We start from the raw sequence: 23,819 nt of genomic DNA, 5'->3' as shown, positions 1-23,819 counted from the left end.
GTCTGACAATCAATGTTTCGACAAGCCCTGAGGATGACGGCGCGCGACTGGCGCGCCGGGCAGTTGCGCTTCCTGCTGGTAGCGCTGGTGGTGGCAGTGGCGGCGCTGTCGGCCGCCGGTTTCTTCATCGATCGCCTGCGCAGCGGGCTGAATCGCGATGCGCACCAGTTGCTGGGCGCCGATCTGGTGGTGGTGGCCGACAACCCGGTGCCTGCCGCCTGGCGCGCGGAAGCGCAGCAGCGCGGCTTGCTGGTGGCCGACACGCTGGCCTTTCCCAGCATGGCGCAGGCAGGGCAGGGCGATGCCGCCCGCTCGGTGCTGGTGACGCTGAAAGCGGTCAGCCCGGGCTATCCGCTGCGCGGCCGTGTCAAGGTCAACACCGATCTCGCACAAGCCAATGACAGCATCGGCCAGCCGGCGCCTGCGGCACCGCAGCCGGGCACGGTGTGGATCGACCCGGCGCTGGCCACTGCGCTGGACGTGGCCGTAGGCGGTACGCTGCAACTGGGCGACAAGCAGTTCCGCGTGATGCAGCTGATTGCGGCGGAGCCGGACCGGGGCGGCGGTTTCATCAACTTTGCGCCGCGCGTCTTCCTCGCACTAGGCGACATGCCGGCCACCAACTTGGTCCAGGAAGGCTCGCGCGTTGGCTATCGCTTGCTGGTGGCAGGTCCCGGCGCCAGCGCCAAGCCGACCCAGGAATACGGCGACTGGCTGAAAGCCTTGATCAAGAAGGACAATGTGCGCGGCGTGCGCATCGAGTCGCTGGAAGAAGGGCGCCCGGAAATGAGCGCCACCCTCGACCGTGCCGACCGCTTCCTGTCGCTGGTCGGCCTGCTGTCGGCCATGCTGGCAGCAGTGGCGGTGGCGATGGCCGCGCGCCGCTTCATGCAGCGCCACCTGGATTCCTGCGCCATGCTGCGCTGCCTGGGGCTGACGCAAAACCAGGTGACGGCGATTTACCTGGTCGAATTCCTGCTGGTCGGCCTGGCCGGCAGCCTGCTCGGCGTGCTGGCCGGCTTTGGCGCCCACTACGTGCTGCTGCAACTGCTTGGCAGCCTGGTGGCCGCCGATATCCCGGCGCCGACCATCCTGCCGGCGCTGCAGGGACTGGCCACCGGCATGGTCCTGCTGGCCGGCTTTGCGCTGCCGCCGATCCTGCAGCTGCGCAACGTGGCGCATAACCGCGTCATCCGCCGCGAGGCCGCGGCGCCCAAGCCGGCCGCGCTGGCGACCTACGGCCTTGGCATCGCCGCTTTCGGCGCGCTGCTGCTGTGGCAATCGAATGACGTCAAGCTGGCGGGCGTGACCGGTGGCGGCTTCCTGCTTGGCTTCGCGGTGTTTGCCCTGATCGGCTGGCTTGGCCTGCAGGCATTACGGCCACTGCGCAACGCCTTCCCGCACCAGTCATGGCGTTTCGCGGTGACCTCGCTGCGGCGCCGGCCCGGTGCCACCGTGGTGCAGGTGGTGTCGCTGTCGCTCGGCCTGATGGCCTTGCTGCTGCTGACCGTGGTGCGCGGCGACCTGATGGCGGCCTGGCGCAATACCATGCCGCCGGATGCGCCGAACCGCTTCGTCATCAACATCCAGCCGGACCAGAAGGATGCCATCGCCGCCCGCCTGAAAGAAGCCGGCGTGAAGGAAATCCCGATGTTCCCGATGATCCGCGGCCGCCTGGTGGCGGTGAACGACAAGGCCATCACCAGCGAAACCTATACCGACGAGCGCGCGAAAGGCCTGGCCGAACGCGAATTCAACCTGTCGACGATGACCGCGCTGCCGGCGCAGAACCAGGTCACTGCCGGCTCATGGGCGATGGACGGCGCCGCGGGCGTAGCCTCGGTTGAGGAGGGCATTGCCAAGACGCTGGGCCTGAAGCTGGGCGACAGCATGCGCTTCGATATCGCCGGTTCGCCGGTGGAGGCGAAGATTACCAGCCTGCGCAAGCTTGAATGGGGCTCGATGCGGGTGAATTTCTTCGTCATCATCAATCCGGCGGTAATGGCCGATACGCCGCAAACCTGGATCACCTCCTACCACCTGCCGAAACACGCCCTGCTTGCCGGCAATGCTGTATCGCGCGAATTTCCCAACCTGACCATCATCGACGTGGGCGGCATTCTGCGCCAGGTGCAAGCGGTGCTGGACCAGGTGATCCAGGCAGTGGAATTCCTGTTTGCCTTCACGTTGGCGTCCGGCGTGCTGGTGCTGTACGCGGCCTTGATGGGCTCCCAGGACGAGCGGCGCCGCGAAGCGGGCCTGCTGCGCGCCCTTGGCGCCACCCGCCGCCAGCTCGCTCGGGCGCAGTTGATCGAGTTCATGCTGGTCGGCGGCCTGGGCGGCCTGCTGGCCGCCACCGGAGCCGGCCTGATGGGATGGGGATTGGCAACCTACCAGTTCAAGTTCGCCTGGAGCTTCAGCCCCTGGGTCTGGCTGGCAGGCTTGCTGGCGGGCGCGCTGTGCGCCGTGATCGGCGGTTGGCTCGGCCTGCGCAATGTGCTGAACCACCCCCCGCTGCAAACGCTGCGGGAGGCTTGAGGGGATTACGCGGCCAGCGGCGGCGTATGCTGGCGCAGGAATTCCGCGTAAGGGGTAGGCTGGATATCGAGCAGGGCCGGGTCGACCTCGAACAGGGCCCAGTAATAGGTTTCCAGCCCCTTGCACACCTGCGGCGCCTTGCAGTAGCGGTGCCAGTGCTGGCCCACTTCATCCGAATACATGCCGTCCGGCGGGAAGAAAGGCAGCATGCGCTTTTCTTCCAGCGCTTCCACCAGCGATTGCGGGGCGCCGCTGTCGCGCGCCATTTCCACCTGCGACTCGTAACCGCGCTGGGTTTCCACCACCATCAGTTGCGCCGAGCCGTCGGCCTTGAAGAACAGGATGCCGCTCGGGCTAGGGAAAGGGTAGTGCTCGACGAAGCCGTGTTCCTGGTATAACTGCTGCACGACCTTGGCCAGCGCACCGCAGCGCAGGAAGCTGAACTCGTGCAGTACCAGCATATCGAGCAGGGTTTCCGACTGTTCCTGGAAGAACGCCTTCTGCAGCGCCGCCACTTCCTCTTCCAGCCGGTCAAGGGCGTCGTCCGCGCTTTTCTTGATATAGCGGTCGATCAGGCCGCGGTTGAACGCATCCACCGCGATCTTTTCATCGGCCTGGCCGGTGAACAGGATCTTCTTGCAGGGCAGATGCTGGATCGCCTGGCAGAACGCCACGCCGTTCATTTGCGGCATCGAGTAATCGACCACCAGCACTGAGGGAATGGAAAAACGCTGGCGCTGGCCGGAAATCCGGTAGATCTGCTCCAGGTCCACCGCCACATTGCGCTGCTCGGCCGACTGGTTCGGATTGTCGAAATCCACCTGCAGCGGCAATTCGCTGCTCTGGGCATTGGTCTTGAACCATTCCAGTGCCTGCAGGGGGTCATGGAAGCACACGCTGGCCTGCATGGGATCGAGCTGGAATACCAGGCTATGCAGGAAGGTATCGCTGTCGTCCACCAGGACGGTCATGGTTGGGTGGGCGTAAACGGGCAGTTTCATGGTTCAACGGCTTGCTTTTAAGGGGAATTCAAGCACAAAGATAGCATATGCGTGCTCGCGGGAGACACAATGTAGTTTCGCTTGCCACGCTTGCATCACCTGGCGGCACAAAGCCAGGCCGATACCGGCGCCATTATGCTCTGGATAAGTGAAGAAGCGCTGGAAAATCATTGGCAGGTGTTGCGGCGAAATACCGCAGCCGGTATCGATCACCAGGACGCGCGGCACCGGCCGGCAGCCGTCGATCACGATCCTGACCCGTCCCTTGCCGGCGCGCTGCACCGCCTGCATCGCATTGCGCAGGAGATTCAACAGCAGCATGATGGCCAGCTCGTTCTGGCCGCCGAAGCGGAAGTCGCTGCGCACTTGCAGCGCAACGAGCTGGCGCTGGGCCTCTCCGGTGAAAGGATAGCGGCGCAGCGCCGATTCGACCGTATCGAGCATGGACACGGTTTCGTGCGGATCGAGCTTCTGCCGCACCGCCTGCGCGCTGAGCAGGAACAGGTCGATCATATGGTTCATGTGGCGCACCTCGTATTGCATGCGGCCCAGTGCCTGGCGCACCGCGGGATTGTCCTGTCCGGCGCGCTGCTGAATGCGCGACAGGCCGCGCACATTGGCATCCAGGCTGGCCAGCGGGGTGCGCATTTCGTGCGCCACGGCGCCCAGGCCGTCGCCCAGGCCGTCCAGCTTTTCTTCTTCCAGCGCCTTGCGGCTTTGCGAAAACACCCACATCCAGCCGACCAGGAACAATTGCACGGGCAGCAGTTGCAACACCGAAGCAGAGAACAGGACGCCGCCGGCGCCGAGTGCGATCGCCAGCAGCGTGGCCGCACTGATGCCGATCGCGCCCGCGCGCAACGCCAGGCGGGGTTCGAAATGGAACAGTGCCACCAGCATCACGAGCATCACCTGGGCCCAGGTGACGTTGGCGTGGTTCATCAGGAACATGAAGGTGCAGAAGAACGGCAGCTCATAGGTCACCAGCAGCAGGGTGTAGCGGTTGCGCAGGCGCGGCGACAGCCGGCGTGCCAGCAGGCCGCCAATACCGAGCGCGGTGCCGATCGCGCGCGCCGCCAGGCTTTCGTAAGGTTGCGGCACCAGCCAGCCGAAAATGGCGTAATACAGGGGAAAGCAGGTGATTCCGAGCCAGCTTAAGGCGGCCAGGCGCAGGTCGGCGATTTCCTCGACACTGCGGGCGCGCAGGCGGGTTCGGATGAGGCGTCGGATCATCTGGCAATCATGGCGGTTTGTGGGCGCATTTTGCGCAGAATCAGCACTATGCTTGATCCACATCAATACGTCCATGCGCTATCATTGCCTTATGAATGATGAAGCACGCACCCTTTACGAAGTCATCGGCGGCGAAAGCAAGCTGCGCCAGATGGTTGACCGTTTTTACGACCTGATGGAGCTGGAGCCGGAATTCGCCGGCATCCGCGCCATGCACCCGCCGAGCACCGACGGCTCGCGCGACAAGCTGTTCTGGTTCCTGAGCGGCTGGATGGGCGGTCCGGACCTGTTTATTGAACGCTTCGGCCACCCGCGCCTGCGGGCGCGCCACCTGCCTTTCGCGGTCGGTTCGACTGAGCGCGACCAATGGCTGCGCTGCATGGCATGGGCGATGCAGGATGTCGGCATCGCAGAAGACCTGCGCCTCAGGCTGATGGAATCGTTCTACCAGACCGCCGACTGGATGCGGAACAAGGCCGATTGATGGAGTTGACCATCCTGCTGGCGCTGGCCGCCGTCATCATCGTCCTGCAAATTGTTTCGCTGCTGCGCAGCCGCGGCGGCGACGTGGCCGATCAACTTGACCGTGTCGAACGCGAAGTGCGCCTGCAATTGCAGGCCACCGCGCAGGCGCAGCGCCAGGAGATGGGAAATATGCTCGCGCAGTCGCATGCGGCCACCGTGCAGCAGCTCGAAACCATGCGCCGCCAGATCGAAGTGTTGACCGAATCGAACACGCGCCGCCTGCTGGAAGTGCGCGTGGCGCTGGAAACCAAGATGCGCGAGCTGCAGTCCGACAACGGCGCGCGGCTGGAGGAAATGCGCAAGACGGTCGATGAAAAGCTGCACGAAACGCTGGAAACGCGCCTGACGGAATCGTTCCGCCAGGTGTCCGAACGCCTGGAGCGCGTGCACCAGGGGCTGGGCGAAATGCAGCAACTGGCGCTGGGTGTCGGCGATTTGAAGCGCGTGCTGACCAATGTGAAGACCCGCGGCACCTGGGGCGAGGTGCAGCTGGAAATGCTGCTCGAGCAAATCCTCACGCCGGACCAATACGCCAAGAACGTCGAGACCATCCCGGGTAGCAATGCGCGCGTGGAATTTGCGCTGAAACTGCCGGGCCAGAAAGAGGGCGGGGCGCCGGTGTGGATGCCGATCGACGCCAAATTCCCGAAAGAGCAATACGAACGCCTGCTGGAAGCCGCCGACCGTGCCGACGCCGACGCCGTGGCCGCAGCCGGGCGGGAACTGGAACGCGCCGTGCGCGGCGAGGCCAGGACGATCGCGGAGAAATACCTCGCGCCGCCGCTGACGACCGACTTCGCGATCCTGTTCCTGCCAACCGAGGGCTTGTACGCGGAAGTGATGCGCCGGCCCGGCCTGGCCGACGAACTGCAGCGCGTGAACCGGGTCAGCATCGCCGGTCCTTCGACATTGACCGCACTGTTGAACAGCCTGCAAATGGGCTTCCGCACGCTGGCGCTGGAAAAGCGCTCGTCCGAAGTATGGCAAGTGCTGGGCGCCGTGAAGACCGAGTTCGCCAAATTCGGCGACGTCCTGGCCGCCACCAAGACCACGCTGGAACGCGCCGCCCGCAATATTGAAAACGCTGAGGTCCGCAGCCGCCAGATGGCGCGCAAGCTCAAGTCCGTCGAAGCGCTGCCATCCGACGAGGCCTTGCTCATGCTGGGGGCGGCCGATGGCGCTGACGCCGACGGCGACAGTCCCGCCTGAATGATGAAATCAGCCGCCCACCTCACGCTGGCATTGCTGCTGCCGGCCTTGGCCAGCGCGTGGGGCGGCGAACTTGAATTGCCCTCCGCCCAGCCTGGCGTGCGCCCGGCGCTTGATGTCAGTCCGCCACGCGACAGCTTTGGCCGCCCGCTCAGTGCCCCGCGCCGCCAAACGCCCTTTGCCCGCGCCGTGGATGAAGCGTGGAAGAAGGACGCCTCTGAAGCGAATCTGAAAGCCTGGTCGGAAGTCCTGGTCAAATGCCAGCAGGCGACCAACCCCGCCTGGACCACCGCGCTGGTGCGCAGCGAGCCGCAACAGGCCCATTGCTACCGCTATTAGAAGACTCGGCGGTGGCCGTTGTTGCAAAGAAGCGGCAGGGAAGTGGCCTGGTAAGCGCTTAAGTTTGCTTACCGCTTCGCGTAATTGTAAGATTGTGTAACTGCGATTTTAACAAACGCCCCTATCCTCCAATGAATTATCCGAAACCTGATTGCATTCGACGTCTGCTACGCGCGTTGGTGCTGTTGGTATGCATGGGCATGCTGCCTTCCCTGGCCCACGCCCAGCTAAGCTTCTGGTTCCCTTGCACGGGGGCCAAAGCCAAGGCAGAGAAGCGCAGCATCGATATCCGGTCGCACCTGAGAGTGAATACGAACGGCATGCAGATCAATGACATCGAAGACCTCTACTGTGTCACCCAGGTGAAATGCGTCGCGCTGGGCTACTGCAAGGCCGCGTCGCCGCAGGAACAGGCGGCTGCCGACAAACTGAAGCGGGAACTCGCTGCCGAAGAGGCGCGCCTGCAGCGCGAGCGGCAAGCCAAGGCGGCCCAGGCGGCACGCGAGCGCGAACGTGAGCGCCAGAACGCGGAGGCCGAGCGCAAGCGGAAGGAAGCCGCTGCCCTGGCGGAGAAAACGCGGCGGGAAAAGCTGGCCGCGGCGGAGGCGCAGCGCTTGCAGCTTTCCGCCCAAGAGGCGCAGCGGCTGGTAACAGCACGCGAAGATGCGCGCAGGAAGATGCCGGCCCAGCCCGAAAAGTGCACGCTTGATTACCCGGCCTATACGCAAAAGCTCGATTTCACGCCCATCATCATGCTGCAAGCCCGGGCGGAGAAGGATTACGCGGCGCTTGACCGCAGCAAGATCTGCAATGGCCATCCCGGCGTGCTCGACCCGCTGCAATGCGATAAACCGGCCGACTTCTTTGGCGCCCGGATCGGTTCCTGCGCGGCAGTCATGCGCTGCCCTGCACGCCAGGAAACCAAGGCGTGCGCCCGCGCCAGTGCCCAATGATCGAGAGCGCCTCCATGAATACAGTAAAGCCACTCTTCAAGCTGTCCGTTGCCGGCGCCATCTGCCAGCTGCTGGCGTCCTGCGCCACGCTGAACTTCGATACCGAGCAGGAAGGCTGGAAGCAATTCGCTGCCGCCGCCGATGCCAATGCCAGCAGGCCGGGCCCCGTGCAACTGCAGTTCGCCTGGGAGACGCCCAAGAAACGCCTGTTGCTGCTCGCCAGCCAGGGCGCCGAACAGATTGTGCTGTACCAGGTCGACCCCGGCGCGGGGACGCAGCCAGAGGGCAATGGCAAGCGGGTGAATTGCTACTTCAAGGATAAGCAGTTGTACTGTGCCGGCCCGGGGGACGTGGCGCCCGCGCTGGTGGCGCGATCGGGTACCGACCTGTGGCAGGCGGTGGAAGCCGATGCCGCCGCGCGGATCGGGAAGTCGAACGCAGTGAGCCAGGCGGCGCTGCGGAGCCAAATGGCCAGCCGGCAGCCGGGGCCGCAGTTGAATCTTGCCCGGCAACGCCATCCGTTCGAGTGGGGCGGCGAATATGAAACCGTGGAGAACGCCCAGGCGTTTCTTGAGGCGGTGACGGCGCAAGGCACGCCCTTCCGCAGCACATGGCCGCAAGCGCCGTCGCTCGGCTCGACGGGCAATAACTGGAAGAATGAGGGCGACCGGGTCAGCTTCAAAACGACGCAGCGGTGTTCCACCCTTGCCAGTTCCGCTGCACGCACCGTGCTGCATTACAATCACGACTTCTGGGCCTCGGATACGGTCACTTTCGAGGCGGTATACCGCTGGCAGCAGCCCATCGACTGGCGCCGCGTCCAGGTCAAGATCGACAACGACGGCGTGTTCATGCATGGCAGCTATGCCGGCGCATTCCAGGACCAGGGGCTGGCTTACATCAGCGGCTGGAGCCCGGACATCCTTACCGCCAACGCCACCAGGTTCGATCCCGCCAAGTACAGCGTGGCTGAATGGAATGTCCATCTCGTGCTGCCTGACGCGGCGGGCATGCGCGAGCGGGTACTGTATGCCGTGACCTATCTCAACATCATGTGCGCGAAAGGATGAACCCTGGAACCGCCGCGAGCAAGATTAGGTGAGCCCTTCGAAGACGATGACCTCAACCGGGTCGCCCTCGGCGACATTGCCTTGTTCGTCATGAAGCACCACCATGCAGTTCGCTTCCGACATCGAGCGCAGGATGCCGGAGCCTTGCGAGCCGGTGATGCGGACTTCGCAGGTGCCATCCATTGAGGTGGACAGGATGCCGCGCTGGTATTCGGTGCGGCCGGGCTTCTTGCGGATAGCCTGGGCGGACCGGGCCCGCAGCAACTGGTCGCCGGGCGCGTCGGCGCCCATCATGCGCAACAGCGCATGGCGGGCGAAGAAGTAAAAGGTAACCATCACGGCCACCGGGTTGCCCGGCAAGCCAAACAGGTAGGCGCTGTGGCCGTTGGAGCGGATGCGGCCGAACGCCATCGGGCGGCCGGGGCGCATGCCGATCTTCCAGAAGTGCACGTCGCCCAGCGTGGCCATGACCTGCCTGGTGTAATCCGCCGCACCGACTGAGACGCCGCCGGACGTGATCACGGCGTCGGCGCACTCGCAGGCTGTACGCAAGGCTTCTTCGAGCGATGCCGCGTCATCCTTCACGATGCCCATGTCGACGATATCGCAGCCAAGCCGCTGCAGCATGCCGAACAGGGTGTAGCGGTTGCTGTCGTAGACGCAGCCTTCGGCCAGCGGCTCGCCGATCGAGCGCAACTCGTCGCCGGTGGAGAAGAAGGCTACCCGCAGGCGGCGTTGTACCGGCACTTCGGCCAGGCCGAGCGAGGCGAGCAGGCCCAGGTCGGCCGGACGCAACACCTTGCCTTGCCGCAGGGCGGGCGTGCCGGCGGCCAGGTCCTCGCCCTTGAAGCGGCGGTTGTCGCCGGTGCGCACGGAATTCGGCGCGATCGTCACGGCGACCTCGCTCAGGTCTGCGGCCAGCTCCTGCGGCAGCACGGTGTCGCAGCCATCGGGCATGACGCCGCCGGTCATGATGCGTACGGATTCACCAGGACCCGGTTTCAATGCGGAGGGGCGGCCGGCGTAGACGGTGCCGATCACCTTCAGCGTGGTATTGCCCTCGGCCTTGAGCTGGGCGCCCGCAAAGGCAAAACCGTCCATGGCGGAATTGTCATGCGCGGGAACGTTGATCGGCGAAATCACATCGGCCGCCAGCACGCGGTCCAGGGCGCTGCGCAGGGCGACTTTTTCTATGCCGCGCACCGGCTGGATGAAGTCGCGGATGATGCGCTGCGCATGACGCACCGGCAGCGCGTCCGGATCGTAGCCGGACAGGCAGCTCGCCACATCTTTCAGCGAAGGATTGGCGGCGGCATCTTCCTCGTTCTGCAACTCGCTCAGCGTATTGATGTTGCGGAAGGCGGCCGCGTCGTTGAACAGCACTTCGGCCACCTTGACCGACTTGTACCAGCCATCCATCTTGCGCGAACCGGTTTGCAGGTAGTCGTCCAGCACGGGCAGGGCGCTCTTGCGCACCAGGCAGAATACGGGATGCAGTTGCGTGCGGGCCTTGCCGTCTTCGCCGGTTTCCAGCGTGGCCGCCACGGCGAGGTCGGCGCCTTGGGCGTTCAGCGCATCGTACAGGCGCTGCGCCAGATCGGGCGGCAGGAAGGGAGAGTCGCAGGGTGCGGTTAGCAGCAGGTCAGTGGCGCAATGACGCAGCCCGGTTTGCAGTCCGGCCAACGGGCCTTCGTAGCCTTCCAGTTCATCGGGCAGCACCGCCACACCGAGCGCGCTATATGCGCCGATGTTGCGGTTGGCGTTGATGGTGACGCTGGCCACCTGCGGCGCAAGCCGCTGCAGCACATGCGAAGCCAGCGTGCCGCCGCGAAATGGCTGCAAGCCTTTGTCTACGCGGCCCATGCGGGTGCCGCGGCCGCCTGCCAGGATCAATGCACTGATGTTCTGTTCCATCGCCAGGTTAGCCCCCGATATATGACATTTCGACTTTGCGGTCGGCGCCCAGCGCCAGGCCTTCGGTATTGATGGTGCGCAGTTCGGAATAGCGGTCGCCGCGCACGCGCCACAGCGCGCCGATGGCGGACGAGATTTCCTCGTCGCCGCGGCCGTCGCGCAGCAGTGCGCGCAGGTCGTGGCCGCGCGAGGCGAACAGGCAGGTGTACAGCTTGCCCTCGGTCGACAGTCGGGCGCGCGAGCAATCCTTGCAGAAGGCGTGCGTCACACTGGAGATCACGCCGATTTCGCCGCCGCCATCGGCATAGCGCCAGCGTTCGGCCGTTTCGCCGGTGTAGTTCGGGTCGACCGGTACCAGCGGCATCTCAGCGCCGATCATGCGCACCACTTCCGCCGAAGGCACCACGTCGTGCATGTTCCAGCCGTTGGACGTGCCCACGTCCATGAATTCGATGAAGCGCAGGATGGCGGCAGAGCCTTTGAAATGGCGCGCCATCGGCAAGATCTCCTGCTCGTTCATGCCGCGCTTGACCACCATGTTCACTTTGACCGGGCCCAGGCCGACGTTGTGCGCGACGTCGATCCCATGCAGCACGTCTTCAACCGCGAAGTCGACGTCGTTCATGCGCTTGAAGGTGGCATCGTCCAGCGCATCGAGGGAGACAGTGATGCGCTGAAGGCCCGCGTCTTTCAGGGACTGGGCCTTGCGGGCCAGCAGCGAGCCATTGGTGGTCAGTGTCAGGTCGAGCGGCTTGCCGCTCACCGTGCGCAGTGCCGCCAGCATGGCCACCAGCCGCTCCAGGTCCTTGCGCAGCAGCGGTTCGCCGCCGGTGAGGCGGATCTTCTCGACGCCGTGTGCGACGAACAGGCGCGCGATGCGCGTGATCTCTTCAAACGTCAGCAGGGCATTGTGCGGCAGGTACTGGTAGTCCTTGTCGAACACTTCCTTCGGCATGCAGTAGACGCAGCGGAAGTTGCAGCGGTCGGTGATGGAAATACGCAGGTCGTGCAGTGGACGGGCGAAACGGTCCAGAAGGCTGCCAGTCGGCGCCTCTAGTATTGCCGGGATGGCCGGCGCCTGGCTGCGGCCATCATTCAGGAGGATGATTTTTTCGGTCATGCTGGGTGGTCGGTTACACCCGGTACGATAGCACGATGCCAGCAATTGCACAGGCCAGTAATACGCGGATGGTTCCTTGCTTGTACTGCATTAAGGCGACGGCGGCGACGGCGGCGATGGCCACGGCCGGCCATTCCCAGCGTCCGGCTGGATGGAACACGTGCATGCCGAAAAATAGTGCCAGGCTGGCAATGACCCCGACCACGGCGGCGGAAATCGCGGTCAGCGGGGCAGTCATGCGGATATTGCCGCGTGTCGATTCGACCAGGGGGCCGCCTGCCAGGATGAAGATGAAGGAAGGCACGAAGGTAAACCAGGCCGCGACCGCGGCACCGGCGACGCCAGCCAGCGCCGGGTTGCCGGCGATGGCTTCGTGCGTCCAGGCGCCGACGAAGCCGACGAAGGCGACCACCATGATGAGCGGGCCGGGCGTGGTTTCGCCCAGCGCCAGGCCGTCCACCATCTGGGCCGCGGTCAGCCAGTGAAAATGCTCGACCCCACCCTGGTAGACGTAGGGCAGGACGGCGTAGGCTCCGCCAAACGTCATCATGGCGGCCTTGGTAAAGAACCAGCCCATTTGCGCCAGCGGCTGGTCGATGCCGCAACACCAGGCCAGCAGCAGCCAGGCGCCTGCCATCAGCAGAATGCCGGCGGCGGCAACGCGCGCCAGCCCGGCCCAAGTGAAGCGCGCGTGCGGCGGGGGCGGCGTGTCGTCGTCGATCAGGGCCGGGCCGTGTGCGCCTTGCAACGCTGCCGGGCCATGCGCGGCGGCGCTCAATGTAAACAGGTCCGGGCGCAGGCGACCGCCGGCCCAGCCCAGCAGGGCAGCTGTGGCGACGATGGCGGGGAAGGGCAGTTTGATGAAACTGATGGCGATGAAGGCCAGCAGCGCGATCGCCATCAGTGGGCGATTGCGCAGGGTGCGCTGGCCGATGCGCCAGGCGGCGGCCAGCACAATGGCGACGACGGCGGGCTTCATGCCGTACAGGATGCCGGCGACGGCGGGCAGGCTGCCATACGCCAAATAGGCCCAGGACAGGCCGATCAGCAGCAGCAGCGATGGGAGGACAAACAATACGCCGGCCAGGATGCCGCCCAGGGTGCGGTGCATCAGCCAGCCGATGTAGACGGCAAGCTGCGTGGCCTCGGGGCCGGGCAGCAGCATGCAGTAATTCAGGGCGTGCAGGAAGCGGTGTTCGGAAATCCAGCGCCGGCGCTCAACCAGCTCGGCGTGCATCATGGCGATCTGGCCGGCCGGGCCGCCGAAGCTGATGAAGCCTAGCTTGAGCCAGTACAGGACGGCTTCCCGCAATGGGACATAAAAAAGGGAAGCACTCGGCTTCCCTTTTTCGTCAGCGATCGACTGGTCAGCCATTCGCCTTGGTTTCAACCTGCACCAGCGGCTCGCTGGCGACCGGCGGCTGCGGCTTGCGCTCGCGTGGCACGCGGATCGGCTGGGCGGTGGCGGCAGCGGCAGCAGCTTCCTGTGCAGCGCGCACCTTGGCCGGGTCGGTCACCGCCATCGACAGGCCGGCGGCGGCCAGCATGGTGTCGACGTCAACCTTGGCGGCGGCCGGCGCTGGCGCAGCGGCCGGTGCGGGCGCTGGTGCCACCGGGGCTGGTGCCGCAGCGGCCACAACCGGAGCGGCCGGTGCTGGCGCTGCTACCGGGGCGGCAGCGGCAGGCTCGATCACCTCGGCGGCAACTTCTTCCGCCGTTGCCGGCTCGACGGCAACTGGAGTGGCTTCAGCGAACGGCAGCACGCCTTGTGGCGACGCCGGGGCGGTGTCGACCGGCTCAGCAGCAACCGGCTCAGCAGCAACCGGCTCAGCGGCGATTGGCGCGTCGGCTGCTGGCGCGGCGACCGGCAGCTCCACAGCGGCTGGCGCCACTGGAGCCGGAGCAACCGGGGCGGCTGCGGCTGGCGCCGGGGCGGCCGGGGCTGCGGCTGGGGTGGCTGCGACTGGCTCGGCAACCGCAGGCGCCTCGACAGCAGCAGTAGCGACAGTGTGCGCCGCAGCATCTTCGGCAACCGGAGTGCCGGCAGCCTCGGCGGATGCCGGTTCAACGGCAACAGCGGCAGGAGCCGCGGCTACTGTCGGGACGGCAGGCACCGCGTCGCCGGCGGCCGGGGCAACTTCGCCTTCGGCTGGGGCAACCGTGAACGTTGCTTCGGTTGCGCCCTCGGCGCCTTCCGCACCTTCCGCGCCCTCAGCGCCATCGCGTTCACGACGATTACGGTTGCGACCACCGCGGCGGCGGCGGCGGCGTGGCTCGTCGCCACCTTCCGCGCCGTCCTGCTCTTCACTCTCTGGACCGGTGTTGCCGACCGCTTTCACCAGCACAGGCGTTTCAGGCGCGCCGGTGCCGGTACCCACCGGACCGACGCCGGCCGCTGCCAGGGCCAATTCCTCGGCCTTGGCTTCTGCTGCAACCGGCTTCTCGGCGCGTGGCTCACGCGGCTGGCGTGGCTGGCGCGGTTCGCGTGGCTCACGCTGCTCGCGCGGTTCACGCTCGGTGCGCTGGCCTTGCGCCTGGACTGCTTCAGCAGCTTCGCGCGGCTCGCGTGCTTCACGCGGCTGGCGTGGCTCACGCGGTTCACGCTGTTCGCGTGGCTTGCGCGCCTCCGCTGCCGGCTTGGCTTCCTCGGCGCCTGGACGGGCACCTGGTTCGCGGTCTTCACGCTCGCCACGGCCGCCTTTGCCGCCACGGTTCCGGCCGCGCTGGCCGCGATCCTTGCGGTCGCCGCGTTCAGCGTTGGCTGGCGCCTTGGTGACGATGACAGGAGCTTTCGGCTGCACCGGTTGTTCCTTGTCGCCACCGCTGAAGAAGGAGATCAGCTTGGCGAAGAAGCCTTTTTCCGCTGGCGCCGCTACTGCTGCTGCGCGTGGCGCGGCAGCGGCTGGCTTGGCAGCTTCCGGCTTATGTTCCACCACCGGAGCTGGTTGCTCTGGGGTAATGGTCTTGACGACGGCTTCCTGGCGCGGCTTGGCTTCTTCCTTGTGGCGCTTGGAGAACGACATGTCGGTCTCGGCAGCTTCTGCCATGGTGTAGGAAGCGGCGTGGTCTTCCAGGCGTGGGTCGTCGTGCTTGATGCGTTCCAGCTTGTAGTGCGGGGTTTCCAGGTGCTTGTTCGGGATCAGGATCACGGTAATGCGGTGACGGGTCTCGATCTTCAGCACTTCGCCGCGCTTCTCGTTGAGCAGGAAGGCAGCCACGTCAACTGGCACCTGCACGTGGATGGCGGCGGAATTTTCCTTCATCGCCTCTTCCTGGATGATGCGCAGCACCTGCAGGGCGGACGATTCGGTATCGCGGATGTGGCCGGTGCCGGAGCAGCGCGGGCAGGTCACGTGCGAGCCTTCCGACAGGGAAGGGCGCAGGCGCTGGCGCGACAGTTCCATCAGGCCGAAGCGGGAAATCTTGCCCATCTGGACGCGCGCACGGTCGTGGTGCAGGGCGTCTTTCAGGCGCTGTTCGACTTCGCGCTGGTTCTTCGACACTTCCATGTCGATGAAGTCGATGACGATCAGGCCGCCCAGGTCGCGCAGGCGCAGCTGGCGGGCCACTTCGTCGGCGGCTTCGCAGTTGGTGTGGAAGGCGGTGGTTTCGATGTCCGAACCGCGGGTGGCGCGGGCCGAGTTGACGTCGATCGAGACCAGCGCTTCGGTATGGTCGATCACGATGGCGCCGCCGGATGGCAGCGGCACGGTGCGCGAGTAGGCGGTTTCGATCTGGTGTTCGATCTGGAAGCGCGAGAACAGCGGCACGTCGTCGCTGTAGCGCTTCACGCGGTGCACCATGTCCGGCATCACGTGCGACATGAACTGGTGCGCCTGTTCGTAGATCTCGTCGGTGTCGATCAGGATCTCGCCGATATCCGGCTGGAAGTAGTCGCGAATGGCGCGGATCACCAGGGACGATTCCTGGTAGATCAGGAACGCGCCATTAGCTGCCTTGGAGGCGCCTTCGATCGCACGCCACAGTTGCATCAGGTAGTTCAAGTCCCACTGCAGCTCTTCCACGGTACGGCCGATGCCGGCGGTACGCGCGATCACCGACATGCCTTGCGGCAGGTCCAGCTTGTCCATGGTTTCGCGCAGTTCCTGGCGCTCTTCGCCTTCCACACGGCGCGATACACCGCCACCGCGCGGATTGTTCGGCATCAGCACCAGGTAACGGCCAGCCAGCGAAATAAAGGAGGTCAGTGCCGCGCCTTTATTGCCGCGTTCTTCCTTCTCCACCTGCACCATGATTTCCTGGCCTTCGCGCAGCGCTTCCTTGACGGAGGCATTGCGCACGTCGACGCCTTCGCGGAAATAGGAACGGGCAACTTCTTTAAAGGGGAGGAAGCCGTGGCGGTCTTCGCCGTAGCTGACGAAGCAAGCTTCGAGGGAGGGTTCGATACGGGTGATGACGCCTTTGTAGATATTGGACTTGCGCTGCTCTCGTCCGGCGGTCTCGATGTCGATATCGATCAATTTTTGACCGTCGACAATTGCTACGCGCAACTCCTCTTGCTGCGTAGCATTAAACAACATGCGTTTCATTTTTATTAACTCCGCGACCCTTGGGCCATGTCAAAGCCGCCTCCGGGGAGACGGCGAAGTACAAGGATATACGCGTGAATTAAGGAGGCTGTAGGGGGAAATGCCACGTCATGCGGCGCAGCTGCGCTAAGCGCTGCCGCCGCATTGGGCGCATGAAGCCGATCGTCATGCCGAGTTTGCGCACAGCGTGCAACATCATCCAACGGCCCGAGCGTTGCCGGGTGGCGGGAGAATGCAGGCGTGCGCACATCGTCGGGCCAGGGCATCTTGTATGGTGCCTTAGCGAAACGGCAAGCGTTATCCACTTCATCAACCAGCGAGCAACGACTGTAGTGCTTGCTCGCCGGACTTATCCTAACAATCCAGCCAGTCTAATTCAGCACACGAGCGCTCGAGCCGATGGCAACAGTGGTTGCGACCCTGATCGGCGCACGAATGTGCGTATACAATTCTTTTTTACCACCGTAGTGCGTTTGGCGGGGCCAGTGGATACGCCCCTGTGTAAAATGTACGTTTAATTCTTTACACATGCAGCAATTTAAAAACTGCGGCAAAACGATTATATATTCAAAATGAAGGACTTAGAGAGAAATTCTGGGAAGCCGGGCCAAAACAAGCCGCAACAGGCCGATTCCGCCGCCCCCCAACAGGTCCTGCCGCAAGCACAATTCGTCACAATCACTGAGGAAGAGGCCGGTCAGCGCATCGATAACTACCTGTTGCGTGTTTGCAAAGGTGTGCCGAAGAGCCACGTCTATCGTATCCTGCGCTCGGGCGAAGTACGGGTCAACAAGGGCCGTATCGACCAGTTGTACCGCCTGAATGCCGGCGACCTGGTGCGTATTCCGCCGATTCGTATTGCTGAAAAGCAAGAGGTCACTGTGCCGGCGGCCGAATTCGAGGTCATTTTCGAAGACGCCAACCTGCTGGTGATTAACAAACCCTGTGGCGTGGCCGTGCATGGCGGTTCCGGCGTCTCGTTTGGGGTGATCGAGCAGTTGCGCGCTGCCCGCCCGGACGCCAAGTTCCTGGAACTGGTGCACCGACTGGACCGTGAAACCTCCGGCCTGCTGTTGATTGCCAAGAAACGCACCGCCTTGACCAACCTGCACGACCAGATGCGCGACGGCCTGACCGACAAGCGCTACCTGGCCCTGGCCGTGGGCGACTGGAAAAACAAGCGCCAGCACGTCAAGTTGGCATTGCATAAATTCACGCTGCCGGACGGCGAACGGCGGGTGCGCGTGCAGGCCGATGGCCAGGCCTCGCACACCGTGTTCAGCCTGCTGCAGAAGTTCGACGGTTTTGCGCTGCTGGAAGCCGAGCTGAAAACCGGCCGCACCCACCAGATTCGGGTTCACCTGCAATCGTCCGGCTTCCCCATCGCAGGTGACGATAAATACGGCGATTTCGCCTTGAACAAGGCGCTGCAGAAAGCCAACGAAAGCCGCGGCGCGCTGAAGCGCATGTTCCTGCATGCCCACCAGATTACGTTTACCCACCCGGAAACGGGCAAGCCGATGACCTTGAATGCGCCTTTGGCCGCCGAATGCCAGCGATTCTTGGTAAGCTTGGGGAAACCATTGAATTGAGAAAAAAATAATGCCGCGCAAGCAATTTGACCTGATCGTCTTCGATTGGGATGGCACGCTCATGGATAGCACCGCCACCATCGTGAAATGCATCCAGGCTGCCGCCAAGGACCTGGCCCTGCCGATCCCCAGCCGGGAACAGGCCGCCCACGTCATCGGCCTGGGCCTGGGGGAAGCCATGCAAGTGGCCATGCCGGGTCTTGACCCCAAGGTGTATCCGCGCATGATCGAGCGCTATCGCTACCATTACCTGGCAAAAGACCATGAATTGACGCTGTTTGAGGGCGTGCCGGAGATGCTGCATGATTTGTCGCAGCAAGGCTTCTTCCTGGCGGTTGCGACCGGCAAGAGCCGCGTCGGCCTGAATCGGGCGCTGAACGCGGCCGGCCTGCTGTCGACTTTTGATGCCACGCGCTGCGCCGACGAAACCTTCTCCAAGCCGCACCCGGCCATGCTGCAGGAACTGACCCGCGAGCTGGGCCAGGACCTGCGCCGCACCGTCATGATCGGCGACACCACGCATGACCTGATGATGGCGCAAAATGCGGGTTCGTCCGGCATTGCCGTCGAATACGGTGCCCACCCCCTCGATCAACTGGCCGCGTGCAACCCGGTATATTCCGCGCGTACGGTGCCGCAGTTGCACCAGTGGCTGAATGAGTATGCGTGATGGATGCTGAAATCCTGGTTTGCGCCGCCGAGGCGCTGCTGGAGGGCGGCAAGGGTATCCGTTTCCCGTTGCGCGCCGGCGGTGAAGACACGACCGGCTTCGTGCTGCGCTATGGCGGCAAGGTGTATGGCTACCTGAACCGCTGCGCCCATGTCCCGATCGAGCTGGATTGGGCCGAGGGCGAGTTCTTCGAATCGAGCGGCCTCTATATTATGTGTTCCACCCACGGCGCCATTTATATGCCTGAGAATGGCCAATGTGCCGGCGGTCCCTGCCGCGGCGGCCGCCTGCGCCCGATTGCCGTGACTGAGCGCGATGAAAACATTTATTGGCAGCCCGACGACTATGTGCGCCCACGACCATGAGTGATAACAACGAAAACAATACCAGCCAGCCGGCCGCACCGGCCGAGAATCCACCGATCAAGTGGGAACGTGAAGTCCTTGAAAAGCTGGTGTTCGCCACGTTGAAGGAACAGCGTGCCAATCGCCGCTGGAGCATCTTCTTCAAGGTATCGACCCTGGCCATCATTTTCTTCGCCCTGGCCAGCTACTTTGGGGTCAACCTGATGGGCGGCGATGCCGAAGCACTGGGCCGCCACACGGCCCTGATCGAAATCGAGGGCAGCATCGAGGCCGAAGGCAGCGGCGCGGCGGATGTGGTGATCCCGGCATTGAACAAGGCCTTCTCGGACACGGGCTCGGTGGCCATCGTCCTGCACATCAACAGCCCCGGCGGCAGTGCCGTCCAGGCGGGCATGATCGTGGACGAGATCCGCCGGCTGCGCCTTGGCTACCCGCAAAAACCGCTGTACGTCGTGGTCGATGAAATCTGCGCGTCGGGTGGCTATTACATCGCGTCGGCCGCCGACCGCATCTACGTCAACAAGGCCAGCATCATTGGCTCGATCGGTGTGCTGATGGATGGCTTCGGTTTTACCGGCACCATGGAAAAGCTGGGCGTCGAGCGGCGCTTGCTGACCGCCGGCGAGAACAAGGGCTTCATGGACCCGTTCAGCCCGCAATCCGACAAGCAGAAGCAGCATGCCCAGACCATGCTGAAGGAAATCCACGGGCAATTCATCGACGTGGTGCGGACCGGCCGCGGCAAGCGCCTGAGGGAAACGCCCGACATGTTCTCCGGCCTGTACTGGACGGGGGCACGCGCCATCGAGATGGGCCTGGCCGACGACCTGGGCAGTGTCGACAGCGTGGCGCGCGAGGTGGTGAAAGCCGAGGATATCGTCGACTACACCCAGCATGAAAACCTGCCGGAGCGCGTGCTGAAGAAGTTTGGCGCGGCAGTCGGTTATGGTGCGATCAAGGCTGCTGCCGATGCCGCCAAGCCGAGCCTGCACTAGACCGTGCGCGGAAGTGGCTCAGCAGTTAACCTTGGCATTTTTGCCTAGATTTTGCCTTGCCATTTCCCCGACGTGGACTATATTGACGGTGTAGTTCGATTCAAGGGGAGGGCGATTAGCAATCAATACTTGAGGCAGACTACGCAGCCGCATTACGGATGCGGACTTGAGTGAATTCACATTCCTCGTCACTGTCTCTTTGGGAGGCAAGAGAACGGCGGCCCTTGGCCGCTGTTTTCGTTTCTGGATTCTGGTCCTCGCTCGAAAAGCCACCATGCACCAGCCATTCCAGCAACTCGGTTCCCTGTTGACGCCGCCACAACGCTTGCGGCATTGCCCCTGCCTGGCCACTCCAGCGCGCCACTGCCAACTTGGTTTCCAACGAAGCGGCATGGGCCTGTGCCAACGATTTACGGTTGATATAGAGCTTCATTGCTGAGATCTCCCAAAGAAATTCCTATAGCCCAGTCAGCGGATTCCTAATGCTATTTAAGTGTACCAACTCGACTGTCACGCCCTTTGATCTGCATCAATAGGGAAGCTTGCGGTAACGTAAATCCGGTAAAATCCCGCCCCATGAGTAAATTATCCCTGGACCGAATCCTGCAGTCGCAAGGCTTCGGCACCCGTAAATACTGCCGCGCCCTGATCGAAGACGGTGACGTTTCCATCGGCGGCGCAGTGCAGGACAACTATAAAGCGACGATCGAAACCGACGGCCTGGTGCTGGAAGTGTTTGGCGAAGAGTGGGTCTATCGCGAACACCTCTATATTGCACTGTACAAGCCATCCGACTACGAATGCTCCCGCAAGCCCAGCCATCACCCTGGCGTGCTGACCTTGCTCCCTGAGCAATTCACCTGGCGCGAAGTCCAGCCGGTCGGCCGTCTCGATCATGACACCACCGGCATGCTGCTGATGTCCGACGATGGGCCATTCATCCATGCCCAGTCTTCGCCAAAGCGCCACGTGCCGAAGGTCTACCTGGCCACGACGGCTGAACCGGTGACCGGCGAGCTGGTTGCGCAGATGCTGGCTGGCGTCCAGTTGCACGATGAGCCTGCTCCGCTGGCGGCTGTTACCTGCATCAAGCGCGGCGAGAACCAGCTCGAGATCGTGCTCGAGCAGGGCAAATACCACCAGGTCAAACGCATGCTGGCCGCCGCCGGCAATCATTGCTCGGCACTGCATCGGTCCGCCATCGGCCAACTGCAGCTTGACTCGCTCGGCCTGCAGGAAGGCGAGTGGTGCTACCTCACTCCCGAACAGCTCGCGCTGCTGGCGCCGACCTAATCACTGCTTCTTCATCATGGCCGCATGCCCTGCGGTCATCTCTTCCTTGCTGAGGAAGCCATCCTTGTTGGCTTCCATTTTCGTGAACATCGATGTCGATGCCTTGGCGTGCTCCTCGGCAGTGAGCACGCCATCGCCGTCGGAATCGACGGCCTTGATTTTGTCGGCTGCCGACATGTCCGTCTTCTTGGCCGCCTGGCCCGTGACGGCCTGGTGCGCCGCCGTCATTTCTGCAGCGCTCACTTTGCCGTCATGATTGGCGTCCATCTTGGCGAACATCAGCTTCGCCCCGGCGGCATGCTCGGCTGCGGATACCTTCCCGTCCCGGTCCGCATCCATTGCAGTAAACTCCTTGTCGATGTCCGGCCCGGCGATTGCCTGGGCCGAAAGCAGGGCGCCTGCGATCAAGCTGAGTGCTTTCATATTGGCCTCCTAGCCGCTCACGATGCTGAGAATATTGCCGTCGACGTCCTTGAACCACGCTACCTTCATCTGGCCGCCGACGTGGATGTCGCCCTCGCGTGTCAGGCCCGGCGTGTCGTAATGCTCGAACTGCACGCCTTGCGCCTTCAGGCGCGCCGCAACCGCTTCCAATTCACCGCCTGTATTCCACATGACGCAAGTGGCCTTGTTGGTGCCGGCGAATGCCGAGCGATAGACGTTGATCTTGCTTGCCCCACTACGGAAAATCAGGACTTCCTGCTCCGGGCTGCCGAGCTTTTCCAGCCCGAGCACTTCGCCATAAAATTTCGCAGCGGCCGCCAGGTCCTTTACCGCAATCATGGCAATCGCATCTATATCGGCAAGCATGGTTCATCTCCGGGCCGTTGATTGATTTGTGGAGGCTAAGTCACTTGACGAACGATGTCAGTTAGATGTCGCACACCGGCCTGGCTGATTTATCGCCGAGCCTTGCGTACAGCCAAGTTGCCTCAGACTGCGGACATTTAGACTGGGTGCATGGCTTTTCCCAGCGATACCGCCTTTAAACAATTGTTCTCGTTTCCCGAACTGGCACGGGAGCTGTTGCGCACTGCCGTGCCACAGCGATGGACGGCCAGGACTCGCCCGGGCGATTTTGCGCGCATCAACGCCAGCTATGTGTCCCCCAACGGCACCCACCGCCATGACGACGTGGTGTGGTGCCTCCATCGGGATCGTCGCCCCTGCATTTACATGCTTGTTGAATTCCAATCGGCCCCGGACCGCTGGATGGCAACACGCATGCAAGGGTATGCGGCGCTGTTGTCCGAAGACCTCACCAAACAGCGCAGGGCAACGCACGGTCGGGAGCCGTTGTTGCTGCCGATTGTTGTCTATAGTGGACGTGACGCCTGGCCGTATCGTCCTTGCCTCGGGGCATTGCGCCCGCTGTCCCCTCCGGGGCTTGAACATCTGCAACCGGAACTAAATTATGTGCTGGTTAGTCGAAGCATCGGACCAGGCGTAATCGGCGCCTTGCTGGAGCTAAACCAGGCAGACGATGAGCGCACAGATATACCAGCGCTGATACGGAAATTGTCGGCCTGGCTTAAGCGTCAAAATAATGCTGTGCTGTCGAGGACGCTAACCGCTTGGCTACAGATGCGACTCCAAGATCAGTTTCCTGATGCGACGCTGGTACAGGAGTTAACGATGGAGAAAATTGCCATGATGTTTGAACATGATTTTCGCAACTATACCGAGGTACTTGAGTACCGAACCCTGCTCCGTGGACGGCGCGAGGGATTAGAGATGGGGCGTCAGGAAGGACGGCAAGAAGGACGGCAAGAAGGACGGCAAGAGGGACAGCAAGAGGGGTTGCGAGAAGGAGCGACGAAAGCCCTTTTAGCTGAGCGGCGAAACACTTTGGCGCTACTGCTCAAGCATGCTGGAATGTCGTTATCGGAGGCTGGAACGCGAGCGTTGGAGAATGCCACACCAGACCAGTTGCTTGACTGGATTCATATGGTTATCGAGGCCGGGAAGCTGCCACCTGAACTATCGCCTGCTTGAATTGGCGCGGCACCGATGATTACGCTGCCATTGAAACGGTCCGGAGCACATGGCGGTCAAACAGGCGGTCGTGGAAGGGCAGGGCGATCACATTGATGATCGGCTCCAATACGGCTGCCAGCCCGCCGAAGGCGAATGAGCCGGTGGCGGCGTACAGCGTGGCGAAGGCAACCAGGGCGTGCAGCAGCGTTTGCGACACCTTTTCTGCCGCGACAAGCGCCAACCGGCGTCCGCTATGGCGCGTGCGCAAGGCATGCCAGGCCCGTTCATGGAAGGGCAGCAGCACGACATTGATCACCGGCTCGAGCAGCGCAGCCAGGCCGCCGAATGCCAACGAGCCGGTCAGGACGTACATCAGGCCGAAGGCGATACCCATATGGGCAGTGACTTGGCTCATTTTCTTCGCTGCGGTTGCCATGATCGAAATCCTTTCCGGTTGAGTCAAATGGTAATGATT

Annotated in this window: 22 protein-coding genes; 12 read left to right on the top strand and 10 right to left on the bottom strand. The window is 63.3% G+C overall.

Features of this window, described 5'->3' with window-relative positions:
• The first annotated feature begins 12 nt into the window (after window positions 1-12).
• Window positions 13-2,538: an ABC transporter permease gene (locus BM269_RS21145; protein ID WP_090441637.1), complete on the top strand. Its 2,526-nt coding sequence runs from the start codon at window positions 13-15 to the stop codon at window positions 2,536-2,538.
• Between the two features lie 5 nt (window positions 2,539-2,543).
• Here the strand turns inward: BM269_RS21145 and BM269_RS21140 are convergent, their stop codons facing one another.
• Both BM269_RS21140 and BM269_RS21135 read right to left on the bottom strand, forming a co-directional pair.
• Window positions 2,544-3,539 (bottom strand): response regulator, encoded by a 996-nt coding sequence (locus BM269_RS21140; protein WP_090441634.1) that lies wholly within the window; start codon window positions 3,537-3,539, stop codon window positions 2,544-2,546.
• A 3-nt stretch (window positions 3,540-3,542) separates the two neighbouring features.
• A complete protein-coding gene (locus BM269_RS21135) occupies window positions 3,543-4,772 on the bottom strand; it encodes a sensor histidine kinase (RefSeq protein WP_090441960.1) in 1,230 nt (409 codons plus the stop codon).
• Window positions 4,773-4,863: 91 nt separating this feature from the next.
• On the opposite strand from BM269_RS21135, the gene BM269_RS21130 reads away from it, so the two are divergent.
• The 5 genes from BM269_RS21130 to BM269_RS21110 all read left to right on the top strand — a co-directional run bounded on the left by BM269_RS21130 (window position 4,864) and on the right by BM269_RS21110 (window position 8,868).
• Window positions 4,864-5,256 carry a group II truncated hemoglobin gene (locus BM269_RS21130; RefSeq protein WP_170860447.1) on the top strand — a complete coding sequence of 131 codons (393 nt, stop codon included), beginning with the start codon at window positions 4,864-4,866 and terminating at the stop codon, window positions 5,254-5,256.
• Complete coding sequence (locus tag BM269_RS21125) at window positions 5,256-6,506, top strand: DNA recombination protein RmuC (RefSeq protein ID WP_090441628.1); 1,251 nt, start codon at window positions 5,256-5,258, stop codon at window positions 6,504-6,506. The genes BM269_RS21130 and BM269_RS21125 overlap by 1 nt, the downstream gene beginning before the upstream one ends.
• Window positions 6,507-6,845 (top strand): hypothetical protein, encoded by a 339-nt coding sequence (locus BM269_RS21120; RefSeq protein WP_090441625.1) that lies wholly within the window; start codon window positions 6,507-6,509, stop codon window positions 6,843-6,845.
• Between the two features lie 200 nt (window positions 6,846-7,045).
• Window positions 7,046-7,798 carry a hypothetical protein gene (locus BM269_RS21115; RefSeq protein WP_139232818.1) on the top strand — a complete coding sequence of 251 codons (753 nt, stop codon included), beginning with the start codon at window positions 7,046-7,048 and terminating at the stop codon, window positions 7,796-7,798.
• A 14-nt stretch (window positions 7,799-7,812) separates the two neighbouring features.
• Window positions 7,813-8,868 (top strand): hypothetical protein, encoded by a 1,056-nt coding sequence (locus BM269_RS21110; RefSeq protein ID WP_139232817.1) that lies wholly within the window; start codon window positions 7,813-7,815, stop codon window positions 8,866-8,868.
• A 24-nt stretch (window positions 8,869-8,892) separates the two neighbouring features.
• Here the strand turns inward: BM269_RS21110 and glp are convergent, their stop codons facing one another.
• Genes glp through BM269_RS21090 form a run of 4 tightly spaced genes read right to left on the bottom strand, consistent with a single transcriptional unit; the run spans window position 8,893 to window position 16,452 of the window.
• Entirely contained in the window at window positions 8,893-10,782 is a 1,890-nt protein-coding gene (glp, locus tag BM269_RS21105) for a molybdopterin molybdotransferase MoeA (RefSeq protein ID WP_090441618.1), read from the bottom strand.
• A gap of 7 nt (window positions 10,783-10,789) precedes the next feature.
• Window positions 10,790-11,902 carry a GTP 3',8-cyclase MoaA gene (gene moaA, locus BM269_RS21100; RefSeq protein ID WP_090441614.1) on the bottom strand — a complete coding sequence of 371 codons (1,113 nt, stop codon included), beginning with the start codon at window positions 11,900-11,902 and terminating at the stop codon, window positions 10,790-10,792.
• Between the two features lie 13 nt (window positions 11,903-11,915).
• The gene (gene chrA, locus BM269_RS21095; protein WP_090441611.1) at window positions 11,916-13,277 is read right to left on the bottom strand and encodes a chromate efflux transporter; all 1,362 of its coding nucleotides are present in this window, start codon (window positions 13,275-13,277) and stop codon (window positions 11,916-11,918) included.
• Window positions 13,270-16,452: an Rne/Rng family ribonuclease gene (locus tag BM269_RS21090; protein ID WP_090441608.1), complete on the bottom strand. Its 3,183-nt coding sequence runs from the start codon at window positions 16,450-16,452 to the stop codon at window positions 13,270-13,272. The genes chrA and BM269_RS21090 overlap by 8 nt, the downstream gene beginning before the upstream one ends.
• 572 nt (window positions 16,453-17,024) lie before the next feature.
• On the opposite strand from BM269_RS21090, the gene BM269_RS21085 reads away from it, so the two are divergent.
• Genes BM269_RS21085 through BM269_RS21070 form a run of 4 tightly spaced genes read left to right on the top strand, consistent with a single transcriptional unit; the run spans window position 17,025 to window position 20,074 of the window.
• Entirely contained in the window at window positions 17,025-18,044 is a 1,020-nt protein-coding gene (locus BM269_RS21085; protein WP_090441605.1) for an RluA family pseudouridine synthase, read from the top strand.
• A 10-nt stretch (window positions 18,045-18,054) separates the two neighbouring features.
• Window positions 18,055-18,714, top strand: coding sequence for an HAD-IA family hydrolase (locus BM269_RS21080; protein ID WP_090441602.1), 660 nt, complete (start codon window positions 18,055-18,057; stop codon window positions 18,712-18,714).
• Window positions 18,714-19,079: a Rieske (2Fe-2S) protein gene (locus tag BM269_RS21075; RefSeq protein WP_090441599.1), complete on the top strand. Its 366-nt coding sequence runs from the start codon at window positions 18,714-18,716 to the stop codon at window positions 19,077-19,079. Before BM269_RS21080 ends, BM269_RS21075 begins: the two co-directional genes overlap by 1 nt.
• Complete coding sequence (locus BM269_RS21070; protein WP_090441596.1) at window positions 19,076-20,074, top strand: S49 family peptidase; 999 nt, start codon at window positions 19,076-19,078, stop codon at window positions 20,072-20,074. Before BM269_RS21075 ends, BM269_RS21070 begins: the two co-directional genes overlap by 4 nt.
• Window positions 20,075-20,213: 139 nt before the next feature.
• Here BM269_RS21070 and BM269_RS21065 read toward each other — a convergent pair whose 3' ends face one another.
• Complete coding sequence (locus BM269_RS21065) at window positions 20,214-20,507, bottom strand: hypothetical protein (RefSeq protein WP_090441593.1); 294 nt, start codon at window positions 20,505-20,507, stop codon at window positions 20,214-20,216.
• 143 nt (window positions 20,508-20,650) lie between these two features.
• Between BM269_RS21065 and BM269_RS21060 the strand changes: the two genes are divergently transcribed.
• Window positions 20,651-21,367, top strand: a complete 717-nt coding sequence (locus BM269_RS21060; protein ID WP_090441590.1) for a pseudouridine synthase — start codon at window positions 20,651-20,653, stop codon at window positions 21,365-21,367.
• Here the strand turns inward: BM269_RS21060 and BM269_RS21055 are convergent, their stop codons facing one another.
• Together BM269_RS21055 and BM269_RS21050 are read right to left on the bottom strand one after the other, a co-directional pair.
• On the bottom strand, window positions 21,368-21,790 hold the full coding sequence (locus BM269_RS21055; protein ID WP_090441587.1) for an EF-hand domain-containing protein: 423 nt from the start codon (window positions 21,788-21,790) through the stop codon (window positions 21,368-21,370).
• A gap of 9 nt (window positions 21,791-21,799) precedes the next feature.
• Window positions 21,800-22,177 carry a VOC family protein gene (locus BM269_RS21050; protein WP_090441584.1) on the bottom strand — a complete coding sequence of 126 codons (378 nt, stop codon included), beginning with the start codon at window positions 22,175-22,177 and terminating at the stop codon, window positions 21,800-21,802.
• Between the two features lie 150 nt (window positions 22,178-22,327).
• Between BM269_RS21050 and BM269_RS21045 the strand changes: the two genes are divergently transcribed.
• A complete protein-coding gene (locus BM269_RS21045) occupies window positions 22,328-23,362 on the top strand; it encodes an Rpn family recombination-promoting nuclease/putative transposase (RefSeq protein ID WP_090441580.1) in 1,035 nt (344 codons plus the stop codon).
• Between the two features lie 19 nt (window positions 23,363-23,381).
• Here the strand turns inward: BM269_RS21045 and BM269_RS21040 are convergent, their stop codons facing one another.
• Window positions 23,382-23,780, bottom strand: coding sequence for a DUF2061 domain-containing protein (locus BM269_RS21040; protein ID WP_090441577.1), 399 nt, complete (start codon window positions 23,778-23,780; stop codon window positions 23,382-23,384).
• Window positions 23,781-23,819 lie beyond the last annotated feature (39 nt).

This window comes from Duganella sp. CF458, assembly GCF_900113115.1.
GTDB lineage: Bacteria > Pseudomonadota > Gammaproteobacteria > Burkholderiales > Burkholderiaceae_D > Rugamonas.
This window is presented reverse-complemented; position numbering and strand designations above follow the sequence as displayed.